This window comes from Blastococcus sp. SYSU DS1021 (assembly GCF_054050995.1).
On sequence record NZ_JBJHAL010000023.1, the window covers coordinates 1 to 12,264 of the forward strand.

General features: G+C 74.1%; 11 protein-coding genes. 3 read left to right on the forward strand and 8 right to left on the reverse strand.

Annotated features, from left to right (window positions below):
- Nucleotides 1–301: 301 nt before the first annotated feature.
- The 6 genes from ACI8AP_RS16135 to ACI8AP_RS16160 form a co-directional block, all read right to left on the reverse strand.
- On the reverse strand, nt 302–1,498 hold the full coding sequence (locus ACI8AP_RS16135; RefSeq protein WP_456590380.1) for a cell division protein PerM: 1,197 nt from the start codon (nt 1,496–1,498) through the stop codon (nt 302–304).
- Between the two features lie 86 nt (nt 1,499–1,584).
- Complete coding sequence (locus ACI8AP_RS16140) at nt 1,585–2,757, reverse strand: hypothetical protein (RefSeq protein WP_456590381.1); 1,173 nt, start codon at nt 2,755–2,757, stop codon at nt 1,585–1,587.
- 151 nt (nt 2,758–2,908) lie between these two features.
- Nucleotides 2,909–3,787: a succinate--CoA ligase subunit alpha gene (gene sucD / locus ACI8AP_RS16145; RefSeq protein ID WP_456590382.1), complete on the reverse strand. Its 879-nt coding sequence runs from the start codon at nt 3,785–3,787 to the stop codon at nt 2,909–2,911.
- Nucleotides 3,788–3,813: 26 nt separating this feature from the next.
- Complete coding sequence (gene sucC / locus ACI8AP_RS16150) at nt 3,814–4,977, reverse strand: ADP-forming succinate--CoA ligase subunit beta (RefSeq protein WP_456590383.1); 1,164 nt, start codon at nt 4,975–4,977, stop codon at nt 3,814–3,816.
- 123 nt (nt 4,978–5,100) lie between these two features.
- Complete coding sequence (locus ACI8AP_RS16155; RefSeq protein WP_456590384.1) at nt 5,101–5,511, reverse strand: cobalamin B12-binding domain-containing protein; 411 nt, start codon at nt 5,509–5,511, stop codon at nt 5,101–5,103.
- A gap of 43 nt (nt 5,512–5,554) precedes the next feature.
- Nucleotides 5,555–6,439, reverse strand: a complete 885-nt coding sequence (locus ACI8AP_RS16160) for a hypothetical protein (RefSeq protein WP_456590385.1) — start codon at nt 6,437–6,439, stop codon at nt 5,555–5,557.
- 318 nt (nt 6,440–6,757) lie between these two features.
- Between ACI8AP_RS16160 and ACI8AP_RS16165 the strand changes: the two genes are divergently transcribed.
- Both ACI8AP_RS16165 and ACI8AP_RS16170 read left to right on the forward strand, forming a co-directional pair.
- Entirely contained in the window at nt 6,758–7,651 is an 894-nt protein-coding gene (locus ACI8AP_RS16165) for an esterase/lipase family protein (protein ID WP_456590386.1), read from the forward strand.
- Nucleotides 7,652–7,878: 227 nt separating this feature from the next.
- Entirely contained in the window at nt 7,879–8,685 is an 807-nt protein-coding gene (locus tag ACI8AP_RS16170; RefSeq protein ID WP_456590387.1) for a M23 family metallopeptidase, read from the forward strand.
- 240 nt (nt 8,686–8,925) lie between these two features.
- On the opposite strand, the gene pcrA is transcribed toward ACI8AP_RS16170, so the two are convergent.
- Nucleotides 8,926–11,226 carry a DNA helicase PcrA gene (gene pcrA / locus ACI8AP_RS16175; RefSeq protein ID WP_456590388.1) on the reverse strand — a complete coding sequence of 767 codons (2,301 nt, stop codon included), beginning with the start codon at nt 11,224–11,226 and terminating at the stop codon, nt 8,926–8,928.
- 273 nt (nt 11,227–11,499) lie between these two features.
- On the opposite strand from pcrA, the gene ACI8AP_RS16180 reads away from it, so the two are divergent.
- Nucleotides 11,500–11,793: a chorismate mutase gene (locus ACI8AP_RS16180; protein WP_456590389.1), complete on the forward strand. Its 294-nt coding sequence runs from the start codon at nt 11,500–11,502 to the stop codon at nt 11,791–11,793.
- 108 nt (nt 11,794–11,901) lie between these two features.
- Here the strand turns inward: ACI8AP_RS16180 and ACI8AP_RS16185 are convergent, their stop codons facing one another.
- On the reverse strand, nt 11,902–12,195 hold the full coding sequence (locus tag ACI8AP_RS16185; RefSeq protein ID WP_456590390.1) for a hypothetical protein: 294 nt from the start codon (nt 12,193–12,195) through the stop codon (nt 11,902–11,904).
- Between the last annotated feature and the right edge of the window lie 69 nt (nt 12,196–12,264).

Genomic DNA, 12,264 nt, shown 5'->3' on the forward strand with positions numbered 1-12,264 from the left:
TACGCGGCGCGGCCGCCCCCCCCGGCGCCCCACCCCCCACCCCCCCCCCCCCCCCCCCCCCCCCCCCCCCCCCCCCCCCCCCCCCCCCCCCCCCCCCCCCCCCCCCCCCACTACGGCGGCCGGGTAGGCGGGGTCGTCGGTGGCGTCCAGCAGGGCGGCGCACAGCGACCCGGTGCCGGACAGCAGGACGACGACCCGTGCCCGGGCAGGAGGCTCGTCGGCGGGCACGGCGTCGACCCTATAAGGACCCCGTCGTCCTCACGCCTCGCAGGCTCGGCGCGAGCCTCTCGACGGGGCCGCTTCAGCCCAGCGCCCGCCAGCGGGTCACCGCGCCGGCGAGCGCCGCGGCGATCCCGGCCTGCGCGGCCATCGCGATGCCGGTGGCCACGGGCGGGGCACCGATCACCGCGAGTGCGCCGTTCCCGAGGGCGCCGCCCGCGGCCCAGGCGAGCACCCCGGTGAGCAGCCCGAGCAGGGAGCCGGCCAGCAGCCCGGCGAGTCCGGCGACCACCGAGCCGCCGTCCCGGTCGGTGAACCAGCGGCCCAGGGTGCTGCCGGCCACCAGGCCCGCGACGGCGGGGATCGCCTGGGACACGAAGGCGACCAGCGGGACCGCCTGCGTGTCGGGCAGCGCCGCGAGCAACGGGAGGGCGGGCACGCTGCCCAGCGTGACGCCGTGCACCGACACGAGCGTGCCGGTGCCCACGGAGAAGCCGGGGCCGGCCGCCAGCCCGAGGACGGCGATCCCCGCGTTCGGCAGGTAGAGCGCGCTCAGCCCCAGCAGCCCGACGGCGCCCGCACCCGCCCCGCCGAGCGCGCGCGACAGAGCCGCGTAGCCGCCCGCGTCGCTGGCCAGCGCCACGGCGACGACCACGAGGGACAGGGCGAGCGCGGTGAGCAGCCCGGCGAGCACTCCGCGGAGGACCGGGCGGACGACACCCGGCAACCGGTCCAGCCCGGCGTCGAGCAGCCCGGACTCCCGCCCCGCGCCCCACCCGACGGCGACCAGGGTCAGGCCGGCGGGGACCGACAGCGTGCGCGGCCAGCCGATCCCCGCCGTCGCGTCGTCCACGACCATCGCCAGCAGCCAGGTGACCGCGAGGTGCACGAGCACGACCAGGGACGCCGCGCCGGCCACCGTCGGCGCCGACGCGTCGTCGTCCAGAACCCGGACGGCCACCCGCCCGGCCCACCAGAGGCCCCGGGCCGCCAGCAGGGTCAGCAGCAAGGGCGCCAGCGCCAGCGCGCCGGAGGCCGGCCGGAGCTCGGCGCCGTGCGCGAGCAGCCACAGCCGGGTGGCGAGGGACGCCGATCCGCCCGCCGACATGCCACCGGCCGGGTCCAGCGCCTGCACGACCACCAGCGCCAGCCAGAGGCCGGCCACCCCCGCGACCGTGACGGCGGCCGCGGCGAGGGCCGCCAGGAAGGCCGGCGGCGCGGGTCGCGTGGTCGACCCGTCGTCCCGCCGGAAGGGCAGGCGTGCGAGCAGGGCGACCACCCCTCCACTCTCGCAAGCCAGCGCGGCGGATGTCCGCCGCACGCGCCGGAGCCGGCCGTCCCGGAAGGGGCGCGCCGGAACGCCGATCAGGTGTCCGTGCCGGGGCGCTCGCTCTGCGTAGTGCCCGGGGGCTCGCCGGAGGCGGTCGACCCCCCGGGCCCGCCGGCGGGTCCCGGGGCCGGACCCTGCTCCGCGCCGGGATGCGGCGGCCACGGGGGCGGGGCCTGCTGCCCCGGGTAGGGATACGGCCCCGGCCCGTACGGCGCGTAGGGGTACGGCTGCCCGACCCCCGGGCCGGCCCACTGCCCGCCGGGGTGCGAGGTGGCCGGCCGCGCCGGTCGTTCGCGCAGCTCCCTCCGCAGCGCCACCACCGCGAGCGCGGTGACGGCGGCCGCGGTCAGGAAGCCCAGCAGCGCCCAGAACGAGAAGGCGTACCGCAGGGTGTCCAACCACGAGAACAGGGTGAGGACCAGGCCGAGGCCGGCCAGGCCGGCGGTCACCGCGGAGCGCGGGAAGCTCAGCGTCGTCCGGACGAAGGCCGGCAGGACCGCCCACGTCGTCGCCAGCAGCAGGAGCACGAAGGCGGCGCGGACCATGCCGTCCTCCAGCCCGCTGAACGTCACGCCGAAGGTCGCGTCGCCGAACCGCCACCAGGGCAGGAAGGCGACGAGCAGGTACAGCAGCGTCCCGCCCGCGACGGCGTAGTCGGTCCAGGCCAGCCGCTTGGGGTCGAAGGAGAACTCGGCGCCGCCCGGTCGCCGGCCGCCCGGGTACCCGGGACCGGCGAACGGGGGTCCGTAGCCGGGAGCCCCGTGGACCGGCTGGCCGTAGGGCTGCTGGGGCGCACCGTACGGCGGCTGGCCGTACGGGGGCTGCCCGTACGTGGGCTGCCCGTACTGCTGGCCGTAGGCCGGCTGCCCGTAGGGGGGTTGCCCGTACTGCTGCTGGCCGTACGGGGGCTGCCCGTAGGGGGGCTGCCCGTACTGCTGGCCGTAGGCGGGCTGCCCGTACGGGGGCTGCCCGTACTGCTGCTGGCCGTATTGCTGCTGGCCGTATTGCTGCTGCCCGTACGGGAACTGGCCGTAGGCGGGCTGTTCGTGGGCCTGTCCACCCTGCGGCTGCTGGTACGGCCCCGGGTCCCCTCCCTGCGCCCCGGCCTCCGCGGTCCGCGGAGCCTCCTCACCCAGCCCCTCGGGTGACTGGCCACCCGCAGGAGGTCGGCCGCCTTCGGGCGGCTGCGGGGGCTGGCTCGCGGTCACTGGATCTCCTCCGGACGGATCAGGTGCTCATCGATCGTGGCGGTCGGGACGCGGCCCGCGCAACGACATGCTGCCACCCACCCGGCGCCCTCCGGACGCACCACTGCCCGGTGACCAGAGCGGTCACCGGGCAGCGTGGCGGCGTGGGAGGTCAGGAGCCGACGATCTCCCGCATGAGCTGCGCCGTCTCCGACGGCGTCTTGCCCACGCGCACACCGGCGGCCTCGAGGGCCTCCTTCTTGGCCTGGGCGGTACCGGCCGAGCCGGACACGATGGCGCCGGCGTGGCCCATGGTCTTCCCCTCGGGCGCGGTGAAGCCGGCGACGTACCCGACGACCGGCTTGGTGACGTTGGCCTTGACGAAGTCAGCGGCCCGCTCCTCGGCGTCGCCGCCGATCTCGCCGATCATCACGATCGCCTCGGTCTCCGGGTCGTCCTGGAAGGCCTGGAGGGCGTCGATGTGCGTGGTTCCGATGACCGGGTCGCCACCGATGCCGATCGCGGTGGAGAAACCGATGTCACGCAGCTCGTACATCATCTGGTAGGTGAGCGTGCCCGACTTCGACACCAGGCCGATCTTGCCCTGCTTGGTGATGTTGGCCGGGATGATGCCGGCGTTGCTGCGCCCGGGGCTGATCAGCCCGGGGCAGTTCGGGCCGATGATGCGCGTCGAGCCGCCCTGGGCGTGCGCCCAGAAGTAGGTCGAGTCGTGCACCGGGATTCCCTCGGTGATGACCACGGCGAGCCCGATCTGGGCGTCCACGGCCTCGATGACGGCGCCCTTGGCGAACGGCGGCGGCACGAAGATGACGCTGACGTCGGCGCCGGTCTCCTTCATGGCGTCGGCGACCGAGCCGAACACCGGCACGCTGCTGCCGTCGAAGTCGACGTTGGTACCGGCCTTGCGGGGGTTCACGCCCCCGACGATCGCGGTGCCGGAGGCGAGCATGCGCGAGGTGTGCTTCATGCCCTCGGAGCCGGTCATGCCCTGGACGATGACCTTGCTGTTCTCGTTGAGGAAGATCGACATCTCTACAGGTCCTGTTCGCTAGGGCTTCAGGCGGCGGCGAGCTCGGCGGCCCGGCGCGCGGCGCCGTCCATCGTGTCGACCACGGTCACGAGCGGGTGGTTGGCCTCGGCGAGGATCCGCCGACCCTCTTCCACGTTGTTGCCGTCGAGGCGGACCACCAGCGGCTTGGTGGCCTGGTCGCCCAGCTGCTGCAGGGCGGCGACGATGCCGTTGGCGACGGCGTCGCAGGCGGTGATCCCGCCGAAGACGTTGACGAAGACGCTCTTCACGGCGGGGTCGGAGAGGATGATCCCCAGGCCGTTGGCCATGACCTCGGCCGAGGCGCCACCGCCGATGTCCAGGAAGTTGGCCGGCTTGACCCCGCCGAACTCCTCTCCGGCGTAGGCGACGACGTCCAGGGTGCTCATGACCAGGCCGGCACCGTTGCCGATGATCCCGACCTCGCCCTCGAGCTTGACGTAGTTGAGGTCCTTCTCCTTCGCCGCGGCCTCGAGCGGGTCGGCGGCGGCGGCGTCCTCGAGCGCGGCGTGCTCGGCGTGCCGGAAGCCGGCGTTCTCGTCGAGGGTGACCTTCGCGTCCAGGGCGAGGACGGTGCCGTCGGGCGCCTTGGCGAGCGGGTTGACCTCGACCAGCGTGGCGTCCTCCTTGGCGAAGGTGTCCCACAGCTGGACGGCGATGGCGATCACCTGGTCGCGCACCTCGGCGGGGAAGCCGGCGGCGTCGACGATCTCGGCGGCCTTCTGGCTGTCGACGCCGACCGTGGCGTCGATCGGGATGCGGGCCAGCGCTTCGGGACGCTCGACGGCCAGCTGCTCGATCTCCACGCCGCCCTCCTTCGAGGCCATGGCCAGGAAGGTGCGGTTGGAGCGGTCGAGCAGGTAGGAGAAGTAGTACTCCTCGGCGATGTCGCTGGCCTGGGCCACCATCACGCGGTGCGTGATGTGGCCCTTGATGTCCAGCCCCAGGATGTCCTGGGCGCGCGCCTTGGCGTCCTCGGGGTTGTCGGCGAGCTTGACGCCACCGGCCTTGCCGCGGCCGCCGGTCTTCACCTGCGCCTTGACGACGACGGTCTGCCCGATCTCGCGGGCGATCGCCTCCGCCTGCTCGGGGGTCTCGGCGACGCCGCCGGGGAGCACGGGGACGCCGTGCGAGGCCAACAGGTCACGGGCCTGGTACTCGAAGAGATCCACGGAAAGGCACCGTAGACCGCTGGCCACCGGAACGCTGCCCCGGGCGGCCCGGACGGGGGTCGGACGTGGTCTGCATCACAACGCTGCTCGCGCGTTCGCGCTGGTCACAGCGCCGAAGGCCCCTCAGGCGCCTGCGGGCTCTCCCACGTGGTTGCGCACCCACTCCACGATCTCGGTCGTCGTGGCCCCGGGCGTGAAGATGCCGGTGACGCCGAGCCGCTGGAGCTCGGGCACGTCCTCCTCCGGGATGATGCCGCCACCGAAGACGACCACGTCGTCGACACCGCGTTCCCGGAGCAGCTCCGCGAGCCGGGCGAAGAGCGTCATGTGCGCGCCGGAGAGGACGGACAGGCCCACGGCGTCGGCGTCCTCCTGCACGACCGTCTCGACGATCTGCTCGGGCGTCTGGTGCAGGCCGGTGTAGACGACCTCCATCCCGGCGTCGCGCAGTGCCCGCGCGACGACCTTGGCCCCGCGGTCGTGCCCGTCGAGCCCTGGTTTTGCGATGACCACCCGGATGCGTTCGTCCACCACGGCAGGCAGCTTAGGAGCTCTCGCGCCGGCGCAGTGGCGCGGGTCACGTCCCGGTGCGCCGCACCCGCCAGGCGCCCGCCGTCAGGCCGAGCAGACCCAGCCCCGCGACGAGCAGCCCGATGCCGGGAACGGTCCAGACCAGTTCGTCGGACGAGACGGCGTCCCGCAGGCCCTCCAGCCCCGCACCGAGCACGGTGACGGCGACGGCGAGCAGCCCCCCGACCGCTCCCAGCCGGGGCCGCAGCGACGGTGCGACGACCGCGCAGAGCAGCAGCGCACCGGCCAGCAGCAGCCCACCGAGCAGCGCGAGCCCCGGCCGCTCGAGCAGCGCCTGCGGCCCCTCCTGCGTCACGACGACCCGCATGCCGGTCACGGGGTCGATGCGCAGCTCCTGGGGCACATCGGCCGGCGGCAGCGCCAGGCAGAGGACGGCCACCACCCCCAGCAGCACCGCGGCCCCCGCCAGCACGGAGCGGATCGGCTCCAGCGGTCCGCGGTCCTCCATCACGGTCCGGCCCCAGGCCGCCACGGCGACGGCGCCGGCCAGCACGGTCAGGACGAGCGCGACGATGCCCAGCACCCAGCCGGCGCCGATCTGGACGCCGCTGGTCAGCACCCGCTCGCCCGCCAGCACCTCCACGCCGGGTCGGGCCGTCGAACTGCTCCCCCGGTAGAGCTCGATGAGCAGCTCCCCCACCGACAGCGCACCGGCCACGGCGGCGTAGGCCAGCCCGAACTTCGGAACGGCGCGGCGGAGCAGCGTGACCCCCACCGCAAGGTGGACGGCGGGCACGAGGAGGGTCGCGAGCGCACCGCCGAACCCCCGCACCTGGCGCAGCTCCTCTCCACCGACGACGAGGTAGGTCGGCACGGCGGCGAGCACGCCGGCCAGGCCGGCGAGCACGAGCAGCAGTCCGCAGAGCCGCACCGAGGGCGGCACGGTACCGACGACCACCCGGTCCCCGTCGGCCGCCGGCGGCGTGGCCGCCGACGCCCCTGCGGGCCCTCTGCGGGCGGCGCCCCTGGTCCGGCCTGCCCGGGCGCGATCGTCGCGGGTGGACACGTCTCCCCCTCTGCTGCATGTCACGAACCGGACTCGATCGACGGCTCGTCGGTGACTTTCATGTGACGACCGACACACCCCCGCATTACCGTGCGGTGAACGGAGCACACACACCCGAGCACCGCCGGTCGGCGGGACGGGCACGAGCCGTGCTCCGCCGGAGGCTCCAACGGGAGGGCAGCCATGCGCCCATCGAGCGAGCTGGGCCCTGGTCCAGAGTGGCACACCGCGGACGACGCCGACGCCACGCCACGAGGACTGCGCGCGCTCTGCTCGCCCGCCGGGATCGTCGGCGGCCTCACCGAGCTGGCCTGGGTCGGTGCCCATGCCCTGCTGTACCCGCTGGGCACCCGGATGGAGCAGTTCCGCCCCGACCCGTGCCGGCGGACCGATGCCCAGCCCCCCGCCGCGCGGGCCCTGTTCGCCACCGATCCGCTGGCGGCCCGCACCCCGGTGCTGCTCGTGCACGGGCTGATCGACAACCGCTCGGTCTTCGCCGTCATGCGGCGGAGCCTGCGCCGGCGCGGGTTCGCCGCCGTCTGCTCGTGGAACTACAGCCCTTTCCTCACCGACGTCACGCGCGGTGCCGCCGACCTGGGCGAGCACATCGAGCGGATCTGCGAGCAGACCGGCTACGACCGGGTGCACGTCGTCGGGCACAGCCTCGGTGGGCTGATCGCCCGGTACCACGTCCAGCGGCAGGGTGGCGACCGCCGGGTCGACACGCTCGTGACCCTGGGCACGCCGCACCGGGGCTCGATCCTGGCCCACGTGCTGCCCACGCCGCTGGTGCGCCAACTGCGTCCCGGCTCGCCGCTGCTGCAGGAACTGGACCACCCTGCGCCGGCCTGCCGGACCCGCGTCACGGCCGTGTACAGCGACCTGGACCAGGTGGTGCTGCCCACGCACTCGGGGCGCTGCGACCACCCCGACCTCGGCGCCCGCAACGTGCTGTTCCGGGGCGTCGGGCACATGTCGCTGCCCATCCACCGCGGCGTCCTGGACGAGGTGGCCGCCACCCTCGCCGGCGTCGCCGAGCCCACTGCGCACGGCGCACCGGTGGCCGCGGTCGCCTGAGCCGACCGGCCCCGGGGAGGCGCGCCGAGTCGACCCGTCGACGAGACGACGTGCACACATCGCGACACGCAACGTTCGGTGCTTGGTCGCCCACTCACGGATCGTTACGGTCCGATCACGGCGCCGGCACGGCCGGCGGACGCCACTGACGGTGTCCTCGCCGTCGTCGCTCCCCCGACGAACGCTCAGCGAGCGCTCGCCGGCCAGGCAGTCCGGGAAGGTTCGCCGTGTCTCGCAGCAGTGCACAGGTGCTGGAGGGACCACGCGCCGACGTCGCCGTGGTGCCCCGGCCGCGCGCCGCCGTCGAGGGCCCCGTGCGCGCGCCGGCCCCGACGCCGCCGCCCGCCGAGCCCACGACCTCGGCCGAGCCACGCGTCCGCCGCCGGCTGCCGCACCCGCCGGGCCGTCGCGCCCCCCTCTGGCTCGCCGCCCTGGTCGCCGGCGCCGTCCTCGCCGGGATCCCGGCCGCGACCGGGGACCGCGCGGACGTCTCCGCCTCCGCTTCCGACTACGGCCTCGGCGTCAGCACCGAAGTGAGCTTCGCCGGCGGCCTCGAGGGCGCCGACGCCCGGCGCGGCATCACCGAGGCCGAGGCCCAGGCGCGGCTCAGCGAGCTCGCCGCCTCCCGCGCCGCCCGGCAGCCCAAGATCGTGGCCCCGACGCAGGGCACGCTCACCACCTGCTTCTGCCGCCGCTGGGGCACCATGCACTACGGCCTGGACCTGGCGGCGCCGCTCGGCACGCCCATCGTCGCCGCCACCGACGGCGTCGTCGTGCGGGCCGGACGCGCCTCGGGGTACGGCAACGCCGTCTACATCCAGGATGCCGACGGCAACGTGCACATCTACGGGCACATGCGCTACTACAGCGTCTCCGCCGGCGACATCGTCACCGCCGGGGAGCAGATCGCCAAGATCGGCAACGAGGGCCAGTCGACCGGGCCGCACCTGCACTACGAGATCCACCGCGGCGGGATGGACGGGCGACCGATCGACCCCCGGGCCTGGCTGGCCGAGCGCGGGGCGAGCGTGTGATCCGTCGGCCTCCGGCCGACACCGCGACTCCCTGATCCGTCGCCCTCCGGGCGACACCGCGGCCACGTGCCGTCCCCTGATGCATTGAGCGCGTCCTGACCCTCGTCGAGGGCCCTTCGGGCCCGCTCCTCCGGTCACGTCGCACGCGGCGCGCGTCGTGGGGCGCAGCTCCGTGCCGTCCCCTGTCGGTGCCGCGGCTTCCAGCCCTCGTCGGGGACCCTTCGGGCCCCGCTCCTCGGGCTACAGCTTCACGAGGGGGGCGTAGCGGAGGACGAGGCGCTTGGTGCCGCCGGAACCGAAGTCGACCGTGGCCTGGGCCTTGTCCCCCACGCCGGTCACCTCCACTACCGTGCCGAGCCCGAAGGCGTCGTGGCTGACCCGGTCGCCGACCTCGACGCTGATCACCTGCCGGTTGCCGGCCCCGCCGCGCAGACCACCGGTGGACAGGCCGGTGGCGGCCACCCGCGTCTGCGCCGACTTGTAGCCGGTCGACGGGGCGGGCACCGGGTCGGTGCGTTCCCAGTGGATGGTCTCGGCCGGGATCTCGTCGAGGAACCGGGACGGCGGGTTGTAGGCCGGCTGCCCCCAGCTGGTGCGCACCGTCGCCCGCGAGATGAACAGCCGCTGGCGCGCCCGGGTGATGCCCACGTACGCCAGCCGGCGCTCCTCCTCCAGCTCCCGCGGGTCACCGAGCGCGCGCAGGTGCGGGAAGACGCCGTCCTCCATGCCGGTGAGGAAGACGACCGGGAACTCCAGCCCCTTCGCGGTGTGCAGGGTCATCAGCGTGACCACGCCGGCCTCGTCACCCGAGACCGGGATCTGGTCGGCGTCGGCGACCAGCGACACCTGCTCCAGGAAGTCGGTGACCGAGCCACCCGGATTGGCGGCCTCGAACTCCGCGGCGACCGAGATGAGCTCGTTGAGGTTGTCGACGCGGCCCTCGTCCTGCGGATCGGTGCTGGCCTGCAGTTCGGCGAGGTAGCCGGTGCGGTCGAGGATGCTCTCCAGCAGCGCAGCCGGGCCCGAGCCGGTCTCGACGAGCTGCTCGAACTCCTCGAGCAGCGCCACGAACTCCTGCAGCGCCTTGAGCGAGCGGGTGGCCAGGTCGGGCACCTCGGCGCAGCGCCGCAGGGCCGACCCGAACGCGATCCGCTCCCGGTCGGCGAACGACTCGATGCAGGACTCGGCCTTGTCGCCGATCCCCCGCTTGGGCACGTTGATGATGCGGCGCAGGCTGACCACGTCGGCCGGGTTGGCGACCAGCTTCAGGTAGGCCAGCGCGTCGCGGACCTCCTTGCGCTCGTAGAACCGGACCCCGCCGACGACCTTGTACGGCATGCCGACGCGGATGAAGACCTCTTCGAACACGCGGGAGGCGTTGTTCGTGCGGTAGAAGACCGCGATGTCCTTCGGCTGGAACGCGCCCTCGTCGACCAGGGCGTCGATCTGCTCGGCGACCCACGCCGCCTCGTCGTGCTCGTTGTCGGCGACGTAGCCCTCGATCAGCTCGCCGTCGCCGGAGTCGGTCCACAGGTTCTTCGGCCGGCGGCCGGTGTTCTTGGCGATGACCGTGTTCGCGGCCTTGAGGATCCGCTGGGTGGAGCGGTAGTTCTGCTCCAGCAGGATCGTGGTCGCCTGCGGGTAGTCGCGCTCGAACTCGTCGATGTTGCGGATCGTCGCGCCGCGGAACGCGTAGATCGACTGGTCGGCGTCACCGACGACGCACAGCTCGGCCTGCGGCACCGGCCCCTCGCCCGTGCCGGTCAGCTCGCGCACGAGCATGTACTGGGCGTGGTTGGTGTCCTGGTACTCGTCGACCAGCACGTGCCGGAACCGGCGGCGGTAGTGCTCGGCGACGTCGGGGAACGCCTGCAGCAGGTGGACCGTCGTCATGATCAGGTCGTCGAAGTCCATGGCGTGCGCCTCGCGCAGCCGCCGCTGGTAGAGCGTGTACGCCTCCTTCAGCACCTTTTCCGGCGCCGTCTGGGGGCTGAACGACTCCTCGTCGACGAGCTCGTTCTTCAGGTTGGACACCTGGTTGGCCAGGCTGCGGCCGGGATAGCGCTTCGCATCGAGGTCCAGGTCGCGCGCGACCATCGTCATCAGCCGGATGGAGTCGCCCTGGTCGTAGATCGTGAACGAGGACTTCATTCCGAGCTTGGCGGCCTCGGCCCGCAGGATGCGCACGCACATCGAGTGGAAGGTCGACACCCACATCGACCGCGCCCGCGGTCCGACCAGTGCGGCGACCCGCTCCTTCATCTCACCGGCGGCCTTGTTGGTGAAGGTGATCGCGAGGATTTCGCCCGGCTGCACCCCGCGCGCGCCGAGCAGGTAGGCGATCCGGTGGGTGAGCACCCGGGTCTTGCCCGACCCGGCGCCGGCGACGATGAGCAGCGGGCTGCCCTCGTGGACGACGGCGTCGCGCTGCGGGCCGTTGAGCCCCGCCAGCATCCGGTCCAGCTCCCGCCCGAGCGAGCCGGGAGCGGAGCGCTGCAGGGCGGCGGTGCCGGGGAGGGACTGCTGGAGGCTGCTGCTCATGAGACCGCCACTGTAAGCCGGACGGGTGACCGTTCCGCCGGGCCCGGGGACCAGCCGCACCACCCGCCCCGGGCGACCGCGTCTACCTCCGGCCGCGCGGCTGTGGCACACTCCCGCTCGTGTTCGCCACGGTCCGCTTTTCCTACGGCCACCGGGATCCGGTGTCCGTCACCGCTGGCTGAGCACATGCCGCAATCGACGCCCCGGGCCCGAGGAGCCCGGGGCGTTTTTTCTTTTCCCGGGTCCAGGTCCAGCCACCGCGAAGGACATCCGATGAACACGCTCACCGCCTCCTCCCCCGCCGGCCCGACCGCTCCCGCCGACCCGGCCGAACGGATCGGTGCGCTCCGCAGCGCGATCGACGCCTGCGACGCCGAGATCATCGAGCTCGTCCGCCGCCGGCTGCGGATCAGCCAGGAGATCGGCGCGCTGCGCGCTGCCTCCGGCGGAACCCGGCTCTCGCTCTCCCGCGAGCAGCAGGTCCTGTCCCGGTTCCGCTCGGCGCTGGGGCCCGGCGGTGCCGACCTGGGCATGATGCTGCTGCGCCAGGGCCGCGGCCGGCTCTAGAAGGACCTCCTTGCCCCCCACCGCTCGCAGGCTCGCCGCGGGCCCCTGCAAGGAGGCCGCCGTCCTCCTCACCCCTCGCGCGCGAGGGGTGAGGGGCTCGACGGGGGCCTAGGGGCCGCTGCGCCAGACCTGCGAGTCGTCGTCGCCCATCGCCGCGACCTCGAACACCCGCCCCGGGCAGGCCTCGTTCGCCTCGTCGGCGAGCTGCATGCCCAGCACCAGCGCGGCGTCGAGGTCTGCGGCCTCCCGCTCCGTCGCCACCCGCAGCACCGCCCGGTCGGGTTCCCGCCACAGCCGCAGCTCGGGGTCGCCCGGGGCGAGGGCGGCCCGGAGCTCGTCGACCCTGGCGTCGTCCAGCGGGGCGGAGGACCGGAGGGCGACCGAGAGCGTGAAGGCGGGCACGACGGCGAGTCTGCGGGATGCCGGCGGCGCGGTCGACGGCGCCCCGGTGTCACATCCCGGCCGGCTGCG